General features: G+C 64.7%; 23 protein-coding genes. 19 read left to right on the top strand and 4 right to left on the bottom strand.

Annotated features, from left to right (window positions below; all coding sequences use genetic code 11):
- Positions 1-6 precede the first annotated feature (6 nt).
- The 18 genes from trbG to lgt all read left to right on the top strand — a co-directional run bounded on the left by trbG (position 7) and on the right by lgt (position 15,016).
- Positions 7-897 (top strand): P-type conjugative transfer protein TrbG, encoded by an 891-nt coding sequence (gene trbG, locus BLR75_RS17780; protein ID WP_084311651.1) that lies wholly within the window; start codon positions 7-9, stop codon positions 895-897.
- 2 nt (positions 898-899) lie between these two features.
- Entirely contained in the window at positions 900-1,346 is a 447-nt protein-coding gene (locus tag BLR75_RS17775; protein ID WP_084311652.1) for a hypothetical protein, read from the top strand.
- A 6-nt stretch (positions 1,347-1,352) separates the two neighbouring features.
- Positions 1,353-2,756, top strand: coding sequence for a TrbI/VirB10 family protein (locus BLR75_RS17770; RefSeq protein WP_084311653.1), 1,404 nt, complete (start codon positions 1,353-1,355; stop codon positions 2,754-2,756).
- A 53-nt stretch (positions 2,757-2,809) separates the two neighbouring features.
- Positions 2,810-2,986, top strand: coding sequence for a hypothetical protein (locus BLR75_RS26780; RefSeq protein ID WP_169720245.1), 177 nt, complete (start codon positions 2,810-2,812; stop codon positions 2,984-2,986).
- Between the two features lie 335 nt (positions 2,987-3,321).
- Positions 3,322-3,495, top strand: coding sequence for a hypothetical protein (locus BLR75_RS26775; protein ID WP_169720246.1), 174 nt, complete (start codon positions 3,322-3,324; stop codon positions 3,493-3,495).
- A 99-nt stretch (positions 3,496-3,594) separates the two neighbouring features.
- Positions 3,595-4,356, top strand: a complete 762-nt coding sequence (gene trbJ / locus BLR75_RS17765; RefSeq protein WP_084311763.1) for a P-type conjugative transfer protein TrbJ — start codon at positions 3,595-3,597, stop codon at positions 4,354-4,356.
- A gap of 2 nt (positions 4,357-4,358) precedes the next feature.
- Positions 4,359-4,517: a hypothetical protein gene (locus BLR75_RS26770; protein ID WP_169720247.1), complete on the top strand. Its 159-nt coding sequence runs from the start codon at positions 4,359-4,361 to the stop codon at positions 4,515-4,517.
- 103 nt (positions 4,518-4,620) lie between these two features.
- Complete coding sequence (gene trbL, locus BLR75_RS17760) at positions 4,621-6,240, top strand: P-type conjugative transfer protein TrbL (protein ID WP_169720248.1); 1,620 nt, start codon at positions 4,621-4,623, stop codon at positions 6,238-6,240.
- A gap of 13 nt (positions 6,241-6,253) precedes the next feature.
- Complete coding sequence (locus BLR75_RS17755; RefSeq protein ID WP_084311655.1) at positions 6,254-6,556, top strand: TrbM/KikA/MpfK family conjugal transfer protein; 303 nt, start codon at positions 6,254-6,256, stop codon at positions 6,554-6,556.
- Between the two features lie 11 nt (positions 6,557-6,567).
- Positions 6,568-7,218, top strand: coding sequence for a lysozyme family protein (locus tag BLR75_RS17750; RefSeq protein ID WP_084311656.1), 651 nt, complete (start codon positions 6,568-6,570; stop codon positions 7,216-7,218).
- A gap of 164 nt (positions 7,219-7,382) precedes the next feature.
- The gene (locus BLR75_RS17745) at positions 7,383-7,841 is read left to right on the top strand and encodes a hypothetical protein (protein WP_084311657.1); all 459 of its coding nucleotides are present in this window, start codon (positions 7,383-7,385) and stop codon (positions 7,839-7,841) included.
- Positions 7,842-7,910: 69 nt separating this feature from the next.
- On the top strand, positions 7,911-9,611 hold the full coding sequence (locus tag BLR75_RS17740) for a phospholipase effector Tle1 domain-containing protein (RefSeq protein ID WP_084311658.1): 1,701 nt from the start codon (positions 7,911-7,913) through the stop codon (positions 9,609-9,611).
- Positions 9,608-10,378 carry a TraX family protein gene (locus BLR75_RS17735; RefSeq protein ID WP_084311659.1) on the top strand — a complete coding sequence of 257 codons (771 nt, stop codon included), beginning with the start codon at positions 9,608-9,610 and terminating at the stop codon, positions 10,376-10,378. Before BLR75_RS17740 ends, BLR75_RS17735 begins: the two co-directional genes overlap by 4 nt.
- Positions 10,379-10,389: 11 nt before the next feature.
- Positions 10,390-10,929 (top strand): IncP plasmid survival protein KfrC family protein, encoded by a 540-nt coding sequence (locus BLR75_RS17730; protein ID WP_084311660.1) that lies wholly within the window; start codon positions 10,390-10,392, stop codon positions 10,927-10,929.
- A complete protein-coding gene (locus tag BLR75_RS17725) occupies positions 10,926-12,803 on the top strand; it encodes a type IV secretory system conjugative DNA transfer family protein (protein ID WP_425439024.1) in 1,878 nt (625 codons plus the stop codon). The genes BLR75_RS17730 and BLR75_RS17725 overlap by 4 nt, the downstream gene beginning before the upstream one ends.
- Positions 12,800-13,339, top strand: coding sequence for a conjugative transfer signal peptidase TraF (gene traF / locus BLR75_RS17720; protein WP_090416114.1), 540 nt, complete (start codon positions 12,800-12,802; stop codon positions 13,337-13,339). Before BLR75_RS17725 ends, traF begins: the two co-directional genes overlap by 4 nt.
- 76 nt (positions 13,340-13,415) lie before the next feature.
- Entirely contained in the window at positions 13,416-14,198 is a 783-nt protein-coding gene (locus BLR75_RS17715; RefSeq protein ID WP_084311663.1) for a sulfite exporter TauE/SafE family protein, read from the top strand.
- A gap of 17 nt (positions 14,199-14,215) precedes the next feature.
- Positions 14,216-15,016, top strand: a complete 801-nt coding sequence (lgt, locus tag BLR75_RS17710) for a prolipoprotein diacylglyceryl transferase (protein WP_084311664.1) — start codon at positions 14,216-14,218, stop codon at positions 15,014-15,016.
- Between the two features lie 281 nt (positions 15,017-15,297).
- Here the strand turns inward: lgt and tfpB are convergent, their stop codons facing one another.
- From tfpB to BLR75_RS17690, 4 genes are all read right to left on the bottom strand, one after another.
- Positions 15,298-17,088, bottom strand: coding sequence for a type IV pilus assembly ATPase TfpB (tfpB, locus tag BLR75_RS17705; protein WP_084311665.1), 1,791 nt, complete (start codon positions 17,086-17,088; stop codon positions 15,298-15,300).
- Between the two features lie 64 nt (positions 17,089-17,152).
- Positions 17,153-18,508, bottom strand: a complete 1,356-nt coding sequence (locus BLR75_RS17700; protein WP_084311666.1) for a CYTH domain-containing protein — start codon at positions 18,506-18,508, stop codon at positions 17,153-17,155.
- A gap of 166 nt (positions 18,509-18,674) precedes the next feature.
- Positions 18,675-19,700, bottom strand: a complete 1,026-nt coding sequence (locus BLR75_RS17695) for an SCO family protein (protein WP_084311667.1) — start codon at positions 19,698-19,700, stop codon at positions 18,675-18,677.
- A gap of 81 nt (positions 19,701-19,781) precedes the next feature.
- On the bottom strand, positions 19,782-22,571 hold the full coding sequence (locus BLR75_RS17690) for a multicopper oxidase domain-containing protein (RefSeq protein ID WP_371858123.1): 2,790 nt from the start codon (positions 22,569-22,571) through the stop codon (positions 19,782-19,784).
- Between the two features lie 653 nt (positions 22,572-23,224).
- Here BLR75_RS17690 and argE point away from each other — a divergent pair.
- Entirely contained in the window at positions 23,225-24,364 is a 1,140-nt protein-coding gene (gene argE / locus BLR75_RS17685; RefSeq protein ID WP_084311669.1) for an acetylornithine deacetylase, read from the top strand.
- The last annotated feature ends 41 nt before the right edge of the window (positions 24,365-24,405 follow it).

Genomic DNA, 24,405 nt, shown 5'->3' with positions numbered 1-24,405 from the left:
CCGACCATGAACCGTTACCTTTGCGCCATGCTCGCGGTATTCCTGCCCGCGTTCGCGCAGGCCGCGCCAGGAACCAGCGAGGCCGATCTGTATTTCTCCGACGCCAACCCGACGCTGACTCCCCAGGAGCGCGCGGCGTTGTCGATCTCCCAGCGCTGGCAGCAGGCCAGCGCCACCGGCATCAAGCCGGTGGACGGCGGCGACGGCACCGTTCGTTTCATCTTCGGAGCCCAGCAGCCGAGCATCGTCTGCGCGGTACTGCAGGTGTGCGACATCGCCCTGCAGGCCGGTGAGCAGGTCAACTCGATCAACCTCGGCGATACCGCGCGCTGGACGGTCGAGCCGGCGATCACCGGGGTGGGGGAGAGCGAGGTCCAGCACCTGATCGTCAAGCCGATGGATGTCGGCCTGGAGACCTCTCTGGTGGTCACCACCAACCGCCGCGCCTACCACTTCAAGCTGCGCTCGCACCGTACCCAGTACATGCCGCAGGTCGCCTTCACTTATCCGGATGAGGCAATGGCCAAGTGGAACCTGATCAAGACCCGCGAGGCGGTCGAGCGCAAGAAGGCGACCATCCCGGAGACCGGCGAGTACCTGGGCAACCTGAGCTTCGACTACAGCCTCAGCGGCGAAACCTCCTGGAAGCCGGTGCGCGTCTACAACGACGGCAGCAAGACCATTATCCAGATGCCGCGCGCCATGGCACAGACCGAGGCGCCGACGCTGCTGGTGGTGCGCAAGGACGGCGGCTGGTTCCGCGACGACGAGACGGTGATGGTCAACTACCGCGTCCAGGGCGATCGCTACATCGTCGACACCGTGTTCGACAAGGCGATCCTCATTGCCGGCGTCGGCAAGTCGCAGGACCGCATCACCATCCTGCGGGGTAAATGACGATGCGCGCATGGATCGCTCTCTTCGTCTGCGCCTGGCTGGCCGCCTGCGCAAACAGCCCCTACGGCAACTTCGCCGAGCACAGCACACCGGCGATCAACCAGCAGATGGCGAGCGCCACCGCTCGCCAGTTGGCCACTTTGTATCCGCCAGCCAGCACGCGTCTGCAGATGGGCCAGGAGGCCACCGACGGCTATGGCATCGCCCTGGTGCGCTCGCTGCGGGCCTCGGGCTATTCGGTGCGGGAATTCAATCCCCAGGCCCGGGCCGCGGACAAGCCAGCCAACACGACGGCTTCGCCCCTGCTGGTCAACTACATCGTCGACGCGCCCATGGACAGCAACCTCTACCGAATCACCCTGCTGGTGGGGCGCGAATCCCTCAGCCGCGCCTACGCGGTACAGAACGACCGGCTGCAGGCGGCCGGCGTCTGGGTGCGCAAGGAGTGACGAGCGATGACCAGTAGCCACAACGACGCAATGTCCCCGGACGCATCGCCCGGCACGCTCAATCGCAACAGCGGCGTGCGCCGGGTCAACAACTGGCCAATGTACATCATCGGTGCCGCCGCCATGGTCTTCCTGCTGATCATGCTGCTGGTTGCCGCCGACCGCGCCGAGCAGGAGAACCAGCCAGTGGAGAAAGATGCGGAGAAGGCCGGCAACAGCAGCCTGTTCGCTCAGCAGATCAAGGGTATTGACCAGGACGGCATCATTCCCAGTAAGGCTGAACCGCCGGCCATGCCAACGTTGGATGAGACGTCGACGCAGCAACCGGCGGGCCTGCAGATAGTGCGGCCCACCAACCTCGATGCACCTCCGCTACCACCGCGCGAACTGCCGCCTAATGTCGACGCCGACGAGCTGGAGCGCATTCGCCGAGTGAAGATGCAGCAGTTCCAGGAAGCCGTTCGCGCACGCAGCACCGTTCAGGTCGATGCGCCTCGTAGCCGTGGCTCGAGCTCGGGCTCCAGCGCATCGGCCGGGGCGCCGCTTAGCCAGCAGGACGCCTTGGCCCGCATCGCAGCGGCCCGCCAGCGTCTGCAGGAGCAATCCCACAGCGACCCGACCGCGGCCTACAAGGCGCGGCTGGCCGAGTTGCGCGCCGCCGGTATCGGCGGTAGTGGCGGCATGGGTGGTGGTACGGAGAGCGAATCGCCCTTCCTGGTGCAGACGGCCGGGAGCACCGGCAAGGACTACAACCAGTTCGGCAACCAGGGTGCCGAAGACCGCTGGCGGCTGGACTCCAGCATCGAAGCGCCGCGCTTCCCCTATGAGTTGCGCGCCGGCTTCGTGATTCCCGCCACGCTGATTTCGGGCATCAACTCCGAGCTGCCCGGGCAGATTATCGCCCAGGTCTCGCAGGGCGTGTACGACACGCCCACCGGCAAGCATCTGTTGCTGCCGCAGGGCTCGCGCCTGGTCGGCTCCTATTCCAGCGATGTGGCCTACGGGCAGTCGCGGGTGCTGGTGGCCTGGCAGCGCATAGTCTTCCCCGATGGCAAGGCGATGGACATCGGCTCCATGCGCGGTTCCGACAGCGCCGGCTATTCGGGCCTGAACGACAAGGTCAACAACCACTACCTGCGCATCTTCGGTTCGGCCTTCCTGATGTCCGGCATCGTCGCCGGCATCAGCCTCAGCCAGGACCGCAACGAAAACGGCGACAACGACCGCACCACCGCCAGCAGCGCCATGAGCGAAGCGCTCGGCCAGCAGCTGGGCCAGGTGACCGCGCACATGATCGCGAAGAACCTCAACATCGCCCCGACCATCGAAATCCGTCCGGGCTATCGCTTCAACGTGATGGTCACCAAGGACATGACGTTCTCGAAGCCCTACCAGTCGTTCGACTACTGAGACAAGGAGGACAGCATGGAACTCACCATGTCACCCAGGCCAGGAGATACCCCATGAAACGCGCCATTGGGACCTTCGTCGTCGTTACGGTGGGCACATTGCTGCTTGCCGGTTGTTGGGAGCCCAAAGCTGAAAAGAAGGCCAAGGAACAGCAACAGCAGGCCGCCAGCGAGAGTTTCTGGAATATCACCCCGCCGGATCGCAGCAAAGACGAAGGGTTTAAGCCATGAAGCACATCGTTAGCGTCGCCATTCTCGCCACCGTCATTCCCCTGCTGCTTAGCGGCTGCTGGGACTCCGAGGTCGAGTAGAAGGCCAAGGAACAGGCTGAGAGTTCCAAAAAATTCTGGGATATGGGTGGCCTGACCGACCGCAGCAAAGACAAAGGATTCACGCCATGAAGCGCACCGTCAGCGCCACCGTTTTACCACCGCCATTGCCCTGTTGCTCAGCGGCTGCTGGGGCTCCGAGGCTGAGCAGAAGGCCAAGGAGCAAGAGCAGCACTCCAAGGACTTCTGGGATATGGGCGGCCCGACCGATCGGAGCAAAGACAAGGGGTACTGACTATGAAGTGCACTGCCACTACCGCGATTCTTGCCGCCGTCATTTCGCTGCTGCTCAGCGGCTGCTGGGATTCCGAGGCTGAACAGAAAGCTAAGGCACAGGCTGAACACTCAAAAAAGTTCTTGGACATGGGTGAAGAGCCAGACCTCAGCAAAAGCAAGGGATTTACGCCATGAAGCTCATCGCCAGCCGGTCGATCTCAGCAAGAGCAAGGGCTTCTGAACAAGGGCAATGCCATGGCTTGCTCGATGTCTTATGAAATCAAGGAGAACAGCATGAGACCCGCGCGTTTGTTGAAGACCGCCATTCCGCTAGTGGGCGGTTTCATATTCACTTTTCAGGCCCACGCCGGCATTCCCGTTATCGACGGCGGCAATCTCACACAGAATGTCATGACCGCCCTGGAATCGGTGGCGCAGACAGCCAAGCAGATCGAGCAGTACCAGACGCAACTTGAGCAATACGAAAACCAGTTGCAGAACACCATGGCGCCAGCCTCGTATATCTGGGATCAGGCCCAGGACACCATCAACAAGCTGGCCCAGGCAACCGACACGCTGGCGTACTACAAGCAGCAGCTCGGTAGCCTCGACAGCTACCTGGAGCAGTTCCAGGATCTGGATTACTACAAGAACAGCCCCTGTTTCACCTCGGCGGGTTGCTCGGACACTGAGCGTGCCGCTCTGGAGAAAAACCAGGAGTTGGCCAGCGAGAGCCAGAAGAAGGCCAACGATGCCGTATTCCGGGGGCTCGATGAGCAACAACGCAACCTCAAGCGCGATGCATCGACCCTCCAGGACCTCCAGTACAACGCCCAGGGCGCCAAGGGCCAGATGGAGGCCATCAGCTATGCCAACCAACTGGCCAGCCAACAGGCCAACCAGTTGCTTCAGATTCGCTCGCTGCTGATGACCCAGCAGAACGCACTCGCCACCAAGATGCAGGCTGATGCTGACAAAGAAGCCATGGAACAAGCCGCTAGTGATCGGTTCTGGAAGATCTCTCCCCCCGACCGCAGCAAGAGTAAGGGGTACTAGCCATGATGCGCATCCTCTCCACTTTTCTCATTGCCACAGCCCTGCTGCTGAGCGGCTGCTGGGACTCCGAATCCGAACAGAAGGCCAAAGAACAAGAACAGCGCTCAAAGAATTTCTGGCACGTCACCCCGCCTGACCGCAGCAAGAGTAAGGGGTACTAGCCATGATGCGCATCCTCACGACTTTCTTCATTGCTCAAAGGATTTCTGGCAGTAAGGACGAGGGCTTTAGATTATGAGAGCCCCTCTCCAGCTAGCTATCCTCGTGAGTGTACTGCTGTTGTCGCAGACAGCAGCCGCAGAAACCGGGGGAATACTTAACGACGTTAGCGATGACTTCTTGAATGCCTCCGCTAAATGGGCAAGCGTCATATCAGCCTATGCGACATGGTTGTTTTGGACGCTAGCGACCATCTCGCTGGTCTGGACCTTCGGCTTCATGGCCCTGCGAAAAGCGGATATCGGCGAATTCTTCGCCGAGTTCATCCGCTTTTCCATCTTCACCGGGTTCTACCTGTGGCTACTACGCCACGGCCCTGAATACGCCATGGACATCATCAACTCCATGCGGCAGATCGGCGCTAAGGCAGGAGGCCTGAAGGAGTTAAGCCCCTCAACGCCAATCGACATAGGCTTCGACATCGTCGCTAGGGCATACAAGAGCGTCAGCGTTTTCAAGCCCGCCGATAGCCTATCCGTCGTTATTGTCAGTCTGGTTATTCTGCTATGCCTGGCGACTGTCGCCGCCAATGTCCTGATGGCTTTGGTGAGCGCGTGGATCATGGCTTACGCCGGGATGTTCGTCCTTGGTTTCGGAGGCTCTCGCTGGACTTCCGATATCGCCATAGGCTACTTCCGGAACGTCGCAGGCCTTGCCCTCAAGCTGATGACCATGACCCTGATGATTGGTATCGCCACGTCAGTCCTGGACAACCATCTGAAGAAGATCCAGGACGGCGCCACGGTCGAGCAGCTCTTGGTCCCCTGCGTGGTGGCATTCGTTCTCGCGCTACTCATCCACTCCCTGCCCAACGTCATCGCTGGCCTGATCCCTGGCGGCAGTGGGGCTGCCTCGGCCACGGGGTCGTTCAGCGCAGGGGCTGTGGCTGGCGCTGCTATTGGTGCAGCCTCCACCGCCGCATCCGTCGCCGGTGCCGTTGCGTCCGGCGGTGCATCCCTGGCGGCCAACGGCGGTGCATCCCTGGCGGCCAACCTGGCCGGCGGCGCTCAATCCTTGTATTCAGCATTCAAAGGCGCCCAGTCCAACGTCGCAGCGGGAGCGGATATCGCTTCTCGAATGGCTGGCATGCTTGGTGGCGGTGGCGGTGGCGGTGGCGGCGGTGCGAGCCCCCTGGGTGGCGCCATGGGCTTGGCGTCTGCGCCGTCCGGTGGCCTGGGCGGTGGTTCTGCGGCCTCATCCATGGCTTCCGCTGGAGGGGAAGAATCTGGCGGTGGTTCGGGAGGCTCTGGCGCCTCGGGCGGCGGCGCTGGTGCCATGGCTCAAGCAGCCGATGCCGATGGCGGAGGTATATCGACCGAGGCCGGCGGCACGAGCGCCGGTGGTGGTGGCCAAGGAGCAGCCGACGGCGCAGGCGATGGTCAGGCCAGGGGAGGCTCCGGTGGCAGTGGTGGAAGTGGCTCCTCCAGCAAGATGGGAACCGCCGGGCGTATCGCCCTGGACATGGGGGGCAACCTGGTCTCCGGCATGGGGCGCATGGCGCAATCGCGCATCGATCAATCGATGGGCGGGCGGCTTGCCGCGGAAATCTCCAATCCCGGCTCCAGCAACAAGAATTCGAACCTGGACACTGGCTCGTCCAGCCGCAATTTCGACCCGGCCTCCGAAGTGGCGGCCTATCGCGACAGCAAACAGGAAAACAGTTGAACAAGGAGTGCTCATGACTATCGCCAGGATTCTTCCGGCAGCCGTGCTGGCCGCCAGTTTTGCCATCGCCCTGCCGGCCCAGGCCAAGGACCCGTGCGCCACCGTGCTGTGTATGTGGGGCAAGCTCAAGGGCGCCGGTACGGTGGAGAACTGCGACGGCCCAGTCGCCGACTACTTCGACATCGTCAAGCGGAAGAAGGGCAAGATCAAACTGAGCCAGACCGCGGATGCGCGCCAGTCCTTCCTTGATAGTTGTCCGACGGCCGACCCGGGTGCGACCAAGGCGATTAACAACAAGTTCGGCAAGGTCATCTGAGGCGCGCCGCGATGCCGTTCATTGCTGACGTTCCGCCACCCGCCCTGAGCGAGCCGGTCGCCTGTTCGATCATGGCGGCGGTGAAGTATGAGTTGCCGGTGAACATCGTACTGGCGGTGTCCGGCCAGGAGAGCGGCAAGCCGGGGCAGTGGGTGCGCAACAGCAATGGCACCTACGACGTGGGCCCCATGCAGTTCAATACCGCATACCTGCGTGAGCTGTCGCGCTATGGCATCACCCCCGAGGATGTGGAAAAGGGTGGCTGCTATTCCTATGACCTGGCCGCTTGGCGCATCCGCGGCCATGTGCGCAACGACAGTGGAGACCTGTGGACACGGGTCGCCAATTACCACTCGCGCACACCGGCGATCAATGCGCGCTACCGTCAGCTGATCATGCGCGGTGCGGCCTATTGGGCCGACTGGCTGGATGAGCGTTTCGCCACACAGCAGGTCGCACAGCATTCGGTATTCTCCGGCGCATCGACTGGAACCCCTGCGGCCACTGCCGAGGCAAAACCGCAGATGAAGGCGGCTCGCTCGCCGCGGGATGTCACTCCAGCGTCGGTGCCGGCGTCCGCTTATGTACCCCGGCGCCTGCTGGTGGGGAGCGAAATGAATCAGGGACCCGCCATGAGGCGGCTGCAGGGAGAGATCGATTGAACCACTCAACCGCCGGTGCCAACGCACCTTTCGCCGATACGGCCTTGCGCCGCCTCGGGGGCTTCCGGGCGCGGCTGCGCCTGAGCTCGCTGATACCCCTCGTGCTGGGAGCCTGTGTGCTCCTGCCTTCCACTTCTTCTCCGCTTCACGCCCAGGAGTTTTCCATGAAAGACAAACAAGGCCATTACCAACCCTACACCCCTGGCATGAAGCTGCCTGATGGTGTGTTTCCGCCCATGCCCGGTTACACCCACGGCGATCTGATCGCCGCCGCCGCCGTACGCGTGGAGGCCTTCCTCAAGGCCAACGACGTGGACCCTACGCTGACCCGGGAAACGCTGATCGCGCTGGCATCCCATCTCAACGCCAAGTTCGAGGAGGAGGGCGCCGAATACCAGATTTCCAGTTGGTATCAAAAGCCCTACGATGATCCTGCTGCGCGGACGCGCAGTGTTGATCGTATGGGGGAGCACTTTGGTGGGCTTGCCATAAAGGGGGCGGCCGAGTCGCTGAGAGGATCGCCACTACTTCATAAGGGGCGCGAATTTTATGGCGATTTTGGTAGGGCCGCAGGGAATGGTGTTTATGACCTGATCGTGGCCCTGAACAAACCAGGCTCCTGACCTCTACCTGTAGGGGCTCTCTCGCAGGTTGCCCCATCAATGGATGGGCCCGCTTCATAGGGACATGCAATGAGCGATGCACTGCGTTTCACGGTGTATTTCGACGGCACCGGCAACAACAAGGACCTGAATACACCCGAAGGTACGCAGACCAACGTCGCCCGGCTTTATGAGCTGGACACCGCTAAGGGCACCAACCTGGCGCTCAATTCGGGTCATGTGCCGCAGCAGTACGATGCCCATGAGCGCTCCGGCCAATCGGAGAAGGTCTATTTCGACGGAGTTGGCAGCCAGGCCGGCATTACTCCGCGTTCCGTGCTGGAAGGTGGTACCGGGCTGGGCGGGCAGGAGCGTATCGACCAGGCCTATGACGCCATCGTGGCCTTCCACAACAAGTATCCAGACCAGAAAGTCGACGTGAATATCGTCGGCTTCAGCCGTGGCGCGGCGCAGGCCCGCGCGTTGGCCAACGAGTTCATCGAACGCGGTGTGCCCAAGCTCGATGCCCAGGGCCGTGCAACTGGGGACTATCTGATTCCGCCGGGCCGGGCCCATGTGAACAAGTTGGGCATATTCGATACCGTGGCTTCCTTCGGCAACGCCTATTCCGATGTGCACCTGGGCAAGGACCTGGCCATCGGCAAGAACATCGATTCCACCACTCACCTGGTGGCGATGAACGAGTACCGCGACACCTTCCGCCTCACCAGCGCGCTGCGCAACGACGACAATTCGCGCATCGAGGAACTACGCTTCGCCGGGGCACACTCCCAGGTAGGAGGCGGCTACCGCAACGATGTACTGGCGGCGGGGCCATTGGCCGTGATGTACGACCGCTTGCAGGCTGCCGGCATCGAATTGCAGCCGATGCGGCAGGAGGACGTGCAGCGCGTCGAGCAGTACAACGAGCTGATCAAGAGCACGGAAAAGGTCCACGAGGCGCTGATCGACTCGCGCATCAAGGCCGGCAATGAGGCCTTCACCCGCAGCGCTGACGGCGCCTATCAGGTGGTGGACAACACGCCCTTCCCGATGCAAAAGGGCACGCTCAACGTCTTTGCTCGGCAGAACCGCCCGTTCGAGCAGGAGGCCAATGGACGGGGTGTCATCTTCGAGAACGATGACTCGCTGAGTAAGAGCAAGGTACAGCGCGGTGTTGAAGCGGTTGGCGATTGGTTTGCCCAGACTGCAGGGAAGCTCAAGGATGGCGTTGCTGAGTTCTTTGGTCGCTACGATCGGAATACGGTCGAAGAGTCCATTAAGCAGGATGACTACGACGCTGCGCTGAAAGAATTGCAGCAAGCCTCCGCGCTCGATCAGGGCCGAGAGCTCGAAAGCTCTCTGACCTCTTCCCGACCCGACAGCCAATACATCGAAGGCTTGAACCTGCAAGCGGTACCCCTACCGCAAAACACCAGGCCCAATCAGCAAGCAGACCCGCACGCCCAACAACGCAGTGACTCCTTCAAGGCCATGGAGGAAAAGGTCCGATCACACACGCCCTCTGCCACCGTGGGTGAAGCCTCCCAGGGCGGACGCAGGACCGTCAGCGGCCTGGTGGTGGCGATGGATGATCACCACATCCTGCAGAAGGTCGGCCAGACCAGCGAATTCGTCATCCACGACCGCCGCGACTGCGATCCGAACCGCACCTACCAGGTGGGCAAGAGCACCGCGATCGTTCACGACAAGGGCATCGATGACCTGGCGCGCAACCTGGCGCCGAAACTGGAGCAGGACGCCGGCCTGAGCAAGGCCATGCGCCGATGATCAGGGATGCTCTGCCGGCCTCCACGGCATTGGCCGCAACCGGGGCAGGCCGCTGGCTGCCCCGGTTGCGGCTTGCAGATGGTGCGCTGGAGGCCCTGAAGTGGCTGGCGTTGCTGCTGATGACCGGCGACCACCTGAACAAGTACCTGTTCAACGAAACCCTGCCGCTGCTGTTCGAGACCGGGCGCGTGGCCATGCCGCTTTTCGTGGTCGTACTGGCCTGCAACCTGGCTCGCCGAGGCGCAGGGGCGAGGGGTGCCTACCGCCGTACCGCGTTGCGCCTGGCTCTGTTCGGGGTACTGGCGACGCCGCCGTTCATTGCCCTGGGCGGGCTGCTGAAGGGTTGGTATCCGCTGAACATCCTCTTCACGCTGTTGGTGATCACCCTGGCGACCGCGGCCTGCGAGCGTGCAGCGGCCGGCCGGTCGCTCTACTGGGGCGTCGTGGCGGCGGTGGTCATCCTCGGCGGGACCTGTGTCGAGTTCTGGTGGCCGGCCGTGCTGCTGGGGTTGAGCGTCGGTTGGTACGTTCGGCGTCCCGGTCTGGCGCCGGCGGCGGGCATTCTCTTGTCGCTCGCGGCGCTCTGCCCGCTCAACGGTAATGCCTGGGCGTTCGCCGCCTTGCCGCTGGTGCTGGCCGCCACCCGCGTCACCCCGACGGTACCGCGCTGGCGCTGGCTGTTCTACGTCTATTACCCGCTGCACCTGCTGGCGCTCTGGTTGATCCGCATTCCGATGGCCAAGGCTGGCTACCTCTTCCTGATATGAAGCACGACTCCATGGATGATCCCTCGAAGACAAAGGCGCCACCTGGCGATGACGGTCAAGCGCTGGAGGCCCAGGCTCAGGCGCTGGCCAGCGAGCAGACCGCGCTGCTCGAGGGTAGCCCGCTGCAGGCACGCTACAACCAGGCATTGGGCGAGTATGTTGAGCAGAAGGTGGAACAGGCCCAGACTCTGGAGCTGCGTCTGGAAACCCTGGTGGAGCGCCAACAGGCCCAGTTGCAGCAGAGCCTGTCGGCGCGGCCCGGCTGGCTGGCCATGCCTTCCACCCGCGCTGCCTGGCAGCAGCGCAATGAGCGTTGCCAGGCTCGTCTGCTGGAACTGCAGGGCCGACTGGATCGTGTGCAGGACCTGCACCACGGCATGGGGCTGTACGCCCCGCGCCTGGAGGAACTGGCGGCTCGCCGATTGCGTGCTGAGCAGCCGGAGCTGGCGGAGCAGTGGAGCCTGCAGCGCCAGGCCGAACGGACGCTGACGGAGTCGCAGCGACGCACCCAGGCCAATGAGGCTGGGCGTTCGCGCACGTCCTCGCCCTGAAATCCCTATTCCACCTTCGTTCACGGAGCGAACCCATTAAGCACAACAACGCTGTCGGCCCGCAGATCCGCGGGGGCAAGCGCAGTGGCGCGAGTCCCTGGCAGGCCTTGCTGGCGATCTTTTTCCTGCTGGCAGGGCTCGCGACAGCCACGCAGTACTTTGCTTACCTGTATGACCAGCATTCAGCACTGGGCGCCAACCTGGGCGGCGTCTACGCGCCCTGGATGATCCTGGTCTGGGCGAGCAAATGGGCCGATCGGTATCAGGACGCGCTGATGCGCGCCGGCTCCCTCGGCGTGCTGGTAACGGGGGCGGGCATGATGGCGCTGGTGGTGATCCGCCTGATCCAGCGCAACACCGCCTCTGCCAATGCATTTCTCCACGGTTCGGCGCGTTGGGGTGAGCGCAAGGACATCGAAAACGCCGGCCTGCTGGCAGACGAGGGCGTTTATGTCGGCGCCTGGATGGACAAGCGCAACAAGCTTCACTACCTGCGCCACAACGGCCCGGAACATATTCTGACCTTCGCGCCCACGCGTAGCGGCAAGGGCGTCGGCCTAGTGATCCCGACCCTGCTGTCGTGGAAGCACAGCGCTGTGATCACCGACCTCAAGGGCGAGCTGTGGGCGTTGACCGCCGGCTGGCGGCAGCAGCACGCCGGCAACCGCGTGCTGCGCTTCGAGCCGGCCACCGCCCACGGCTGCGTGGGCTGGAATCCGCTGGAGGAAATCCGCCTGGGCACCGAGTTCGAGGTTGGCGACGTGCAGAACCTGGCGATGCTGATCGTCGATCCGGACGGCAAGGGCCTCAACGACCACTGGCAGAAGACCTCCCAGGCCATGCTGGTCGGCTGCATCCTGCACCTGTGCTATCGCTCGCTGGACGAGGGCGGCGTGGCCAGCCTGCCTGCGCTGGATGCCATGCTGGCAGACCCCTCGCGGCCGATCAGCGAGCTCTGGCAGGAGATGACCCTCTACGGGCACCTCAATGGCGAGAACCACCCGCTGGTGGGCTCCGCCGCGCGGGACATGCTCGACCGGCCGGTGGAGGAGGCCGGCTCGGTGCTGTCCACCGCCAAGTCCTACCTGTCGTTGTTCCGCGACCCGATCGTGGCGCGCAACGTCAGCCGCTCGGAGTTCAAGATCCGCGACTTGATGAACCACGACGATCCGCTGAGCCTGTACATCATCACCCAGCCCAACGACAAGGCACGCCTGCGCCCGCTGGTGCGCATCCTGGTGAACATGATCGTGCGCCTGCTGGCGGACAAGATGGACTTCGAGGATGGCCGGCCCAAGGCGCACTACAAGCACCGCCTGCTGATGATGCTCGACGAGTTCCCCAGCCTCGGCAAGCTTGACATCATGCAGGAGTCGCTGGCCTTCGTGGCCGGCTACGGCATCAAGTGCTATCTCATCATCCAGGACCTGTCGCAGCTGCAGGAGTTCTACGGGCAGAACGAGAGCATCACCTCCAACTGCCATATCCAGAACGCCTATCCGCCGAACCGGGTCGAGACGGCGGAGCACCTGTCCAAGCTCACTGGCCAGACCACTATCGTCAAGGAGCAGATCACCACCAGTGGGCGGCGTTCCAGCGCGCTGCTCGGCCAGGTGTCGCGCACCATCCAGGAAGTGCAGCGGCCGCTGTTGACCACCGACGAGGCCCTGCGCATGCCCGGCCCGCGCAAGGACAGCCAGGGCAACATTCAGGAAGCTGGCGACATGGTGGTGTACTGCGCCGGTTATCCGGCCTTCTACGGCAAGCAGCCGCTGTATTTCCAGGACCCGGTGTTCCTGGCGCGGGCCAAGGTGCCGGCGCCGCGTGAAAGCGATCGCACAATCGATCTGTGCGGAACGACGGCATCCGCATGAGGCGACCGTTGAGCCTGGTCGCGGCGCTGGCGATCCTGGCCTTCTGCGCCTTGCCGCTGTTGTTGTTGGCCGGAGCCCGGATCAACACCACCAGCAGCTTTCCGCCAGGCATCTACTGGGTGGTCGACAAGGCGCCGGAAAAGGGCGACCTGATGCTGTTCTGCCCGCCACGGCAGGAAGTCTTCCGCCTGGCCCGCGAGCGCGGCTACCTGAGCAGCGGAACCTGCCCGGGCGGCTACATGCGTATGCTCAAGCGCCTGGTCGCGGTAGCCGGGGACGATGTGCTCATCGCCCCGGAGGGCGTCAGCATCAATGGCCGGCTCCAGCAGCGCAGCCAGCCGTTGCAGCGGGACCCGCGCGGGCGGCGCATGCCGCATCCGCAGCCGCCGCGCTTCCAGTTGGCGAGCGGAGAGGTGCTGATGCTTTCCGATTACAGCCGGCTGTCCTTCGATGGCCGCTACTTCGGTGCCGTGCCACAGGCCCAACTGGGTGAGGTGGTAAAGCCCTGGCTGGTCTGGAACCGGTCGCGCGAGTAGTCGGTCGTCGGTGCAGCGCCTGCCGTCTACCGTTCGTTTTGGGTACCATGGCGGTTTTTCCCAATAAGGCGGAACCATGGAGTTCGTACTCTATCTAGTGCTGGGCGCCTGCGCCGGCGTGCTTGCCGGGCTGTTCGGCGTCGGTGGCGGCCTGATCATCGTGCCGGTGCTGGTGTACAGCTTCACCGCCCATGGCTTCCCGGTCGAAGTGCTGACGCAGATGGCGGTGGGCACTTCGCTGGCGACCATCGTCTTCACCTCGGTCAACTCGATCATCGAACACCATCGCCGCGGCGCCGTGCGCTGGCCGGTGTTCCTCTGGATGACCGTTGGCATCCTCGTCGGCAGCGCCCTTGGCGCGGTGACCGCGGCGAAGATCCAGGGGCCGATCCTGCAGAAGATCATCGGCACCTTCGCCATCCTGGTCTCGATCCAGATGACCTTCGGGCTGCAGCCCAGGGCCGCCGGCACCCTGCCCGGCAGGACCGGCCTCGGTCTCGCCGGTGGCGTGGTCGGCTGGGCTTCGGCGATCTTCGGCATCGGCGGCGGTTCGCTGACCGTGCCGTTCCTCTCCTGGCGAGGCGTGCCCATGCAACAAGCGGTTGCGACTTCGGCGGCCTGCGGGTTACCGATCGCCATCGCCGGTGCGCTATCGTTCATCGCCGTCGGCTGGCACAACGCGCAGCTGCCGGAGCTGAGCTTCGGTTTCGTCTACCTGCCGGCGCTGGTCGGTATCGCCGCCACCAGCATGATCTTCGCCCGCTTCGGTGCGCGCCTGGCCCACCGCCTGCCGCCGAAGGTGCTGAAGCGCCTGTTCGCCTTGCTGCTGTTCTGCATTGGCCTGAGTTTCCTGATTTGAGTTGGTAGGAGAAAAGGATGCTGCCTTATCCGCAGATAGACCCGGTCGCGATTTCCCTCGGGCCGCTGCAAATCCACTGGTACGGCCTGATGTACCTGATCGGCATCGGCGGCGCCTGGCTGCTGGCGTCGCGCAAGCTCGAGCAGTTCGACCCGAGCTGGACCAAGGAGACGCTCTCCGATCTGGTGTTTTGGGTGGCCTGCGGCGTGGTGGTCGGCGGGCGGCTGGGCTACGTGCTGTTCTACAACCTGGAGGAATACATCGCCAATCCGACGCTGATCCTCGAGGTGTGGAAGGGTGGCATGTCGTTCCACGGCGGCCTGATCGGTGTGATCCTGGCGACCCTGTGGTTCGGCAGGCGTCACCACAAGAGCTTCTTCCAACTGATGGACTTCATCGCCCCGCTGGTGCCGATCGGCCTGGGCGCCGGGCGCATCGGCAACTTCATCAACGGCGAGCTGTGGGGCAAGGTGACCGACGTGCCCTGGGCGATGGTCTTCCCCACCGGCGGCGACCTGCCGCGGCATCCGTCGCAGCTGTACCAGTTCGCCCTGGAAGGCGTGGCGCTGTTCGTCATCCTCTGGCTGTTCACCCGCAAGCCGCGGCCGACGGCGTCGGTCTCCGGGCTGTTCGTACTGTGCTACGGGATCTTCCGCTTCATCGTCGAGTTCGTCCGCGTGCCGGACGCCCAGCTCGGCTACCTGGCCTGGGGCTGGCTGACCATGGGGCAGGTGCTGTGCGTGCCGATGATCCTCGGCGGCATCGGGCTGATGGTCTGGGCCTACCGCCGGGCGCCGGCGCAGCCGTTGCCGAACTGACCGTTGCCTGAATGAGGGAACCCGCCGATTGGCGGGTTTTTTCATGAGCGTAGCGGCGACGCTGTAGGAGCAGTTGTCTTCGCGCCATGACCAATCGCTGGTGTAGGACGAATGAAGCGGAACGCTTCATCCGCCGATAAGGCCACGCCGAAGGAATGGCGGATAACGCTGTCGCGTTATGCGCCCTACCCGGACACTCCTGCGAAACCTTGTAGGAGCGGGCCATGCCCGCGACCGGTCGCGCCCAGGTGCGCTCCTACAGGAACGCCGCCCTGCGGGACCTATTTCTGCTCGCTCTGCGGCGTCACCCGCAGCACTTCCTCGATGGTGGTCTGCCCGGCGGCGATCTTCTGTGCGCCGGAAAGGCGCAGGCTGCGCATGCCTTCCTTGAAGGCCTGGCGGCGCAGCGCGACCAGGTCGGTTTCCGGGCCGATCAGCTGCTTGATGTTCTCGCTCAGCAGCATGATCTCGTAGACCCCGGCGCGGCCGCGGTAGCCGGTGTCGCGGCATTCCAGGCAGCCGACCGCCTTGTGCGCGGCGGTGGGCAGCGGGGCGTTCCACGGGCGGGTGAGCTCCTGCCAGTCGGTCTCGTCCAGCGTCGTCGGCGCCTTGCAGTGCGGGCAGAGGGTGCGCACCAGGCGCTGGGCCATGACGCCGAGCACCGTGGCGCGGATCAGGTAGTAGGGCACGCCGAGTTCCAGCAGGCGGGCGATGGCGGTGGGCGAGTCGTTGGTGTGCAGGGTGGAGAGCACCAGGTGCCCGGTGAGCGCCGCCTGGATAGCCATCTCGGCGGTCTCCAGGTCGCGGATCTCGCCGACCATGATGATGTCCGGGTCCTGCCGCATCAGGGCGCGCACGCCGCTGGCGAAGGTCAGGTCGATGTTGTGCTGCACCTGCATCTGGTTGAACGCCGGCTCGATCATCTCGATCGGGTCCTCGATGGTGCAGACGTTCACTTCCTGGGTCGCCAGCTGCTTGAGCGTGGTGTACAGCGTGGTGGTCTTGCCCGAGCCGGTAGGGCCGGTGACCAGGATGATGCCGTTGGGCTGGCTGGTCATGCTCTGCCAGCGGCGCAGGTCGTCCGCCGAGAAGCCGAGCTGGTCGAAGCTCTTCAGCAGCACCTCCGGGTCGAAGATGCGCATCACCATCTTCTCGCCGAAGGCCGTGGGCAGGGTCGACAGGCGCAGTTCCACCTCGGTGCCGTCCGGGGTCTTGGTCTTCACCCGGCCGTCCTGCGGCTTGCGCTTCTCCGCCACGTTCATCCGGCCCAGGGACTTCAGGCGGCTGACCACCGCCATGGTGACCTGCGGCGGGAACTGGTAGACGTTGTGCAGCACGCCGTCGATGCGGAAGCGCACGGTGCCCTGTTCGCGGCGCGGCTCGATGTGGATATCGCTGGCGCGCTGCTGGAAGGCGTACTGGAACAGCCAGTCGACGATGGTGACGATGTGCGCGTCGTTGGCATCCGGCTCCTGGTCGCTGGCGCCGAGGTTGAGCAGCTGCTCGAAGTTGCCGACGCCGCTGATCTTCTGCTCGCTGGAGCTGGCGCCGCTGACCGACTTGGCCAGCCGGTAGAACTCCACGGTGAAGCGCTGGATGTCCACCGGGTTGGCCACCACGCGGCGGATCGGACGCTTCAGCACGTGGGTCAGGTTGCTTTCCCAGCCGTGCACGAAGGGCTGCGCGCTGGCGATGGTGACGTGGTCCGGGGCGACCGCCACGGCGAGGATCTTGTGGCGCTGGGTGAAGGCGTAGGACATCAGCGGGGTGACCGCGGCGACGTCGATCTTCAGCGGGTCGATGCGCAGGTAGGGCTGGCCGGAATAGTCGGCCAGCCAGTGCACCAGGCTTTCCAGGTCCAGGGTGCGGCCGGGGTGCTGGCGGTCTTCCACCTGCTGCGCGGCGAGGAACTCCAGCGGGTGCTGCTGGTTGTTCACCGCGCTGCGGCGGATCGCCAGGCACTGCTCCGCATCGTTCTGGCTGATGCGACCCTGGCTGACCAGTTCGTGGAGGATCTCCGCGAGATCCAGCCAGCGATCCCTGGTCGGGGACGAGGTGGCGGAGAAGGGCATTCGGACTCCCTGCGTTGGCCTGTGAAAGTGCCGCCGCTCTCCGCGGCGACAGCGGCGTCACAGCTTATTTCAAAAGCGCCTTCCACGGCTTGAGAGTGAGCACAGTATGGGCCTGGGCAGCGAGGTTCTCCATGTCCTCCGGGCCGGTGAGCAGCTGCTGCAGCTTGGTCAGCTCGCCATACAGGCGGTCGGTTTCCGGCAGCTCCAGCACCGGGCGTGCCAGGCGCAGCCAGACCAGCATGCGCTGCAGGCGCGGCAACTGGTCGGCGAGTACTTCCGGCTGGTGCTGGGCGCGCGCCAGCGGCATGGCCTGGGCGTCCTCGGCGAGACTGCGCTGCAGCCACTTGCCGACCGCCGCGGCGCCCTGGCGGTTGCCCTTGTCGTTGCGCGCGGCGATCCACGCCTTGCCCAGCAGCCAGCGCGAGGCGGCGAGGGAGAAGCGGCCCCAGCGGGTGTCGTCCAGCTCGGCGCGGAAGGCCTCCGGCGCCTGCTGGCGCACGCTTTCGTCGTCCTCGCCCTGGACCACTCGCGGTTGCCAGTCGGCGATCAGCGCGTCGAGCATCTCGCGCAGCTCGCGGCTGCTGGCGCGCGGTACGGCCTGGCCGAGGCTGCCGAGCAGGGCGCGCAGGTCGACCAGCTGCTGCAGCCATTCCTGCAGCAGGCGCCAGTGGCCGTTGAAGCGGTACTGCTCGGCGAGACGCTGGCTGTTGCCCAGCAGCAGCCAGGCGAGGGCGGAGAAGGCGCCGTCCAGAGGGGTTTCCGCGAGGACCTTCTGGCCCTGCGGATAGACGTTGTAGCTGGCCGGGTCGAACAGCCGGTAGCCGCGTTCGGCCTTGCTGATGTCGCAGGGCATCAGCGGCAGGTCGGCGGCCAGCTCGGCGGCCAGTTCCAGCAGCGCTTCCGGTTCGCCCTGGCGCAGTTCCAGCTCCAGCTCGCAGATTTCCTCTTCCGCCTGGTCGGCGACCACCTTGCCGAGGTCGAGGGCGGCTTCCACCACCACCCTGGCCTTGCCGCGGCCCCAGGCGATTTCCGCCTTCTCGCGGACGAAATCGGTGGTGAAGATCGGCGCCAGATGGCTCTTGTCGAGATCGGCGAGGGCGGCGGGCCAGCACTGGTCGTCGAGCTTTGCCAGGTCCAGCTGCGGCAGGTCCAGCTGCCAGTCCCACTCGTTGCGCTCGGACAGGCCGGCGACGCTGTGGCCGCGGCCCTTGAGCGTCTGGATGTAGTGTTCGCCGTCGCGGCGCAGGCGCAGCGCGACCTTGGCCCGCGCCAGTTCGCGGGCGGGGGTGTCGTAGTACTGGTTGAACAGCTCGCGGCGTTCCCAGCCGGACTTGTTGCGTTTCTTCAGCAGCGGATGGTCGCGCAGGGCGGTGAGGGTCGCGCGGCTGGCGCGGAGCTTGATTTCGGTTTCTTTCTGCATGACAGGTTCCGGGCTGGGGGCGGTCGCGCCCCTGATAGCGTAGATGGCCCGCAGCGCGGTGGCGCTCGGGCGAAGCGGGGAGGTGGCTGCGGAGTGCCGCCTGCCGAGCCGCCGGGGAGGCGTAGTGTACAGGACAACGCCCCCGGGCGGCCGGGGGCGCGGCGTTTCAGTCGGCCTTGCCGACCTGGCTGGCGTCGGCCTGCGGCTGCAGGCGCAGGGTTTCCTCGTCCATGTAGGCGATGATCGCCTCGATGTCGCCGTCGCTCAGCAGCAGGTTGGGCATGGCCACCCGGTCGTACTGTTCGTAGAGCTGCAGGGCCAGCGGGTCCTTCTCCTTGAGCATGACGTCCGGCTCCTTGATCCAGCGGGTCAGCCAGGCGCGGTCGCGCACGCGGGTGACGCCGAGCAGGTCGGGGCCGATGTTGCGCAGCTCGCCGAGCTGGCCTTCCACCGGGCCGAGGCTGTGGCAGGAGTTGCAGCGGGTGCGGTAGAGCTGTTCGCCGGTGGACGGCGCGCGGATCTTCGGCGCGCTGGCGTAGTCGTTGCCGGCGGTGTTGAGGTGCTTCCAGTTCTGCAGGTTGTTGCCCAGCTTGTCGGCGAGGATGTAGGGGTTCTCGAAGGGCGAGACCTTGATCCACTGGTTGGTGTTCTGGTTGCCGATCACCACGCTGAGGCTGTGCTGGCTGAGCTTGGCGAGGTCCTCGTTGGGGGCGATCAGGCCGAGGCGGTCGCGCAGCAGGTTGATGTCGTCGACGTCGCCGGTGAAGAAGCGCCAGCCGGGGCCGATGTGGAATTTCTGCATGTATTCGCGGAGCCGTTCCGGCGTGTCGCTGACCGGATCGATGCTGATGGAATAGAAGTGCACCTCCTTGCCGAGGCGGTCGCCGAGCAGGTTCTGCACTTGGCGCAGGCGCGCGGTTTCCAGCGGGCAGGAGTCGCCGCAGCCGGTGAAGATGAAGTTGACCAGCACGACCTTGCCCTTGATCAGGTCGTCGAAGAAGCGCACCTTGCGGCCGTCCTGGTCGATCAGGCGCACGTTGGGGAAGTACTCGCCGTCCCAGGAGCCCGTCGCCTCCTCGCTCTGCTCGCCGTCGCCCTGCCGGGCCTGCCACGCCTGCCAGCCGCCGAACCCGACGGCCAGCAGCGCCGCCAGGCCGAGCGCGGCGAATGCGATCCCTCTGCTTCTTGTCATTGTCGTCGCTCCCTGTGGACTGCTCCGTATGGCAGCCGGGCCGCACCCCTCGCGGGGCCGGCCCGGCGCCTGTTCGCTACGTCAGTTGCCCGCCTGCGGACCCCGGCCGTCGCCGCTGTGGTAGGTCGGCAGGGCTGCGGAGGCCGCGTAGGTCACGCCGTCCCAGGTCGGCAGCGGAGTCGGCATCAGCTGCACCTGGCCAGGATGCTCTATGTCCCAGCGTAGCAGCATGGAGTTGTCCTCATGCTGGGTGTTGTGGCAGTGCTCGACGTAGGTTCCGGCGAACTCGCGGAAGTTGAGCGCCACCTCGACTTCCTCGCCGTTGTCGGGATCGTCGCCGCCCACCCGGTACACGTCCTTGCGCGCGCCCTGTTCCCACACCGGCGGTTTCCTGCCGTCGCGGGAGAGGATGATGCCTTCCTCGAAGTGAATGTGGACCGGATGCTCCCAGCCGTTGCCGCCGTTCTCGATCCTCCAGATCTCCAGCGTACCCGGCTTCGTCGGTGCTCCGCCCTCGGTCGGACCGCCGGCCAGTTGCACCCCGGCCGAAATGCGCCGCGGGTCCATGGCGAAGCCGAGGCCGCCGTCGGTCTTGATGGTCCAGGGCTGCTCGTCGGTGCCGTCGGACCGGCCGAAGATGAAGGTGCGGTGCCGGGCCTGGGCGAGCAGGGCCTTGTCGGCGTTGCGATCCAGCTTCAGCGGGATCATCACCTTGCCTTCCGGCTTGGCTGCCTTGCCCTTGGTCGCCGGCTTGGCCGGCTCGTAGTCCGCCGGATTCATCGCCAGGTCCTGGCCGTCGTACTGCTGCACGCGCAGCTGCAGGAAGATGCCGACGCCCGGGTCACCCTTGTCCCACTTGGTCTTGTCCGGCCGGTCGGCGTCCTTGAGCACCGCCTTGTAGTCCTCGGACAGCACCTCATCCAGCGGGATCGCCTCCTTGGTGCCCTTGCCGGTGTCGTGCTCCATCAGGTTGACGAAGTAGATCTTGTCGCCCGGCTTGATGCCGTTCTTGCCGAAGTTGACGACGATGTCGTAGCGCTCGGCGATGCCCTGTATCGGCAGGATGCCGAAGTTGTCCTTCAGGTCGCCGTTGCCGTTGAGATCCATGCTGCCGTCGAAGGGCACGGCGTGCTCCATGATGTTGCCGTCGTTGGCGATCATGTGGAACGGCACGCGGTCGTAGGTGATCTTCGAGGTCGGTCCCTTGAACTCGCCGCCCTTGCCCTGCACCTCCTTGACGATCGCCAGCTTGAAGTAGCGCGACACCGAACCGTTGAGAATGCGGAAACGGTAGCTGCGTGCGCGCACGTCCAGGTAGGGTTTCCAGGTCCAGTTGACGAGGATCTGGTCGCCGAGGAAGCCGTCGGTGTTGAACGGGTTGAACCACAGCTGGCCGTTGCGATCCCACGCCTTGTCCGCGATCAGCAGGTTGATGTCGTAGTCGCGGTTGCCCCACGCGCGCGCGGTGCCGCTGGGGAGGCGCAGGTTCGGGTCCTTGTCGTCGCCGGATGCCGGCGGGCCCTCGTAGCCGCGGTCGATGGCGCTGTAGTAGTTCATCATCGCGGCGTTGCCCTTGTAGACGTTCTGGGCGGTGAAATCCATCATGTGGTCGTGGTACCAGTGGGTACTCATGGTCTCCCGCCAGTCGCCGCGAATCTTGATCCGCCCGTTCTCGCACTGCTTCAGGCCCGGGTGCGCGTCGTTCACGTACAGCGTCTCGCCCGGTTCGCAGGGGAAGGCCGCGCGGTCGTCCTGCGCATCGGTGTTGATGCTGTCATAGCCGGCCAGCTGCAGCGGCCAGCGATAGTCGTAGTACTGCCCGGGGAAGAAGAAGGCGTTGGCGAAACCGTCGCTTTCCGCCGGGTTGTGGCCGTTGTGCTCGTGGGTGGTGATGGTGTGCAGGCCGAAGCCCATGTTCGCCGCGGGGTCGATCGGCAAGGCGTTGTAGTGGCGCATCACGATCGGCTGGCCGTAACGGGCCATCAGCAGCTTCGGTGGCATGGTGCCGTCGAAGGTCCATACCGACTTGTGGTCCTGGACCGGCATGTCCGGGTGGAAGCGCACGCCGATGCCCCTGGTGGTGCCGCGGACCTTGAACGCCGGGACCTTGCTGTCGCCGTCGAACTTGTAGGTGTCGTAGTACAGCCCGCCGGGCGCGAATTCGCCGCCGGCATAGCCGTGCAGCTGGTAGTGGTCGCGCGGGCCGTTGTTGACCCGGGCGCCGGCCTGCACGGTCTTGAACTCGCCCTGCGGGAAGAACTCGTTGTAGCGCTGGTGCGCCCAGCCCTGCCCCGGCGGCCGGCCCTCGGCCGGGGAGTACACGGCGCGCTTGAGGTAGTCGCCGATCTGCGGGGCCCAGGGGTTGGGATCGCGGTCGTTGGAGTATTCGGTGGGCGCCGGGTACAGCCCCGGATGGCTGAGGAAGGCATCCAGTTCGGTGCCCAGCGGGCCGCTGCGCGATATCACCGGGTCGAGTTCCGGCCCGCTGCCCGCAACGGGTTGCGGGAATCCGCCGGGGAACGGCTCGGGGTTGGATTCGTAGGGTTCCGGGCCGAACTCCTCGAACCGCAGCATCGACTGGCTGAACGGCTTGGCGCCGAACAGCGGGCTCGGCCGGCCATTGGTGGGAATCTTGAAGGAGGTCTGCGCGTTCTGCGGAATGGCGTTCTCCTTCAGCGGCGTCTTGCGGTCGCCTTCGAGGCCGTCGGGCAGTTCGAAGGAGCCGTGGTTGCCGTCCTCCGCGCCGGTCAGCAGGTACGCCAGCGGGTCGCTCGGCGGGTCGTTGTAGTGCGACGGGTCGTAGGAGGGCGGGTCGCCGAAGTAGTCCAGCGAGGTGGCCGCGGCGGCGACGGAAAGGCCCAGCAGGAGCAGTGTGCCGGGAACCACGTTGGATGCGCTGAGTTTCGAACGGGGCCTGCGCTCCGTGCTGTCTGTGCTAGGGGATGAATCCGCTGTCTCTGCCCTGGCGTTCCGGTGATGCAGTTTCATGTGACATCTCCATTGTTATCCCCCCCCGCGGAAAAACTCCCTGTAGGAAGAACCCTGGTGTGCCTGGAGCTTTCTTGTGCTGGTGCCCTGAGGCTCCACCGGGTTGTCACCGGGTCCGCCCGACGTTCACAACGTCCTGGCGGATTCGGCCGTTACGCTTCTGGACATCCGTAAGCCGTTGATTGCGAATGGCTTGCCTGCATTTTTCTGCGCTCAGTAACGTTTTGAATTGATTTTTAGTGTCGGCTATTTGACTTTTGCCCAGGCGAATGCAGTTTGCAATCACATTTTGTCAAATATTTGTTAATTGAGCTGCATTTTTTGATAGCACGTTGCTATTAACCAACAGAAAGTGATGATTAAATGCAAAAAAACGTGCAGGGATAGCAGGGGTGAGAAGGTGGGATTGGGCATGGATTGTCAATAAAATGACACGGCGGCGCCTCGCATCCGTATATGCGCCTGGCGGGAGTGGCTGTGGTTCCTTCCCCGGATTCAATGGGCGATCATGAAAAACCACCGATCCGGAGAAGCCCATGCCGCTGCCTTCCCTGAAAGAACGATTCGCCGCGCTGGTCGCCAGCCCTTCCGTGAGCTGTACCCAGGCGGCGCTGGACCAGTCCAACCGGCCGGTGGTGGAACTGCTCGCCGGCTGGCTGGGCGACCTGGGATTCGCCTGCGAACTCCAGGAAGTCGCCCCGGGCAAGTTCAACCTGCTCGCCAGCCTGGGTTCCGGCCCGGGCGGCCTGGTGCTGGCGGGTCATACCGATACGGTTCCCTGCGACGAAGCCCTGTGGAAAAGCGATCCGCTGCGCCTGGACGAGCGTGACGGCCGCTGGTTCGGCCTCGGCACCTGCGACATGAAAGGCTTCTTCGCGCTGGTCATCGAGGCTGCCCTGGGGCTACCTCTGCAACAGCTGCGCCAACCTCTGCTGATCCTCGCCACCTGCGACGAGGAAAGCTCCATGGCCGGCGCCCGGGCCCTTGCCGCAGCCGGGCGGCCGCTGGGGCGTGCGGCGGTGATCGGCGAGCCGACCAACCTGCGGCCGATCCGCCTGCACAAGGGCGTGATGATGGAGCGGGTGGAAATAGTGGGGAAAAGCGGGCATTCCTCCGACCCATCCCTGGGGAATAGCGCCCTGGAGGCGATGCACGCGGCGATCGGCGAACTGCTCGCGCTACGCGGGGAATGGCAGCTGAAGTACCGCAACCCGCAGTTCGGCGTGCCGCAGCCGACGCTCAACCTCGGCTGCATCCACGGCGGCGACAACCCCAACCGCATCTGCGGCCAGTGCGCCCTGGAATTCGACATCCGTCCGCTGCCGGGCATGCCGCCGGAGGCCCTGCGCGAGGCCATCCGCAACCGCCTGCAACCGCTGGGCGAGCGCTTCGGCGTGAGCATCGACTACCAGCCGCTGTTCCCCGCCGTGCCGCCCTTCGAGCAGGCCGCCGACACCGAGCTGGTGCGCCTCGCCGAGCGGCTCAGCGGACATTCGGCGGAAGCGGTAGCCTTTGGCACCGAAGCACCGTATCTTCAGCAGCTTGGTTGCGAGACGCTGGTGCTCGGCCCGGGCGACATCGCCTGCGCCCACCAGCCGGACGAGCACCTGGAGCTGGCGCGCATCACCCCCACGGTGGAACTGCTGCGCCAGCTGATCCGGCATTACTGCCTGTAAAGAGCCTGAACGAACCTTGGAGAGGAGAGCTTTGTCGATGT

The sequence above is a fragment of the Pseudomonas jinjuensis genome, from assembly GCF_900103845.1.
GTDB lineage: Bacteria > Pseudomonadota > Gammaproteobacteria > Pseudomonadales > Pseudomonadaceae > Pseudomonas > Pseudomonas jinjuensis.
The sequence above is the reverse complement of the archived record's forward strand: the minus strand, read 5'-3'. Positions and strand labels throughout refer to the sequence as shown.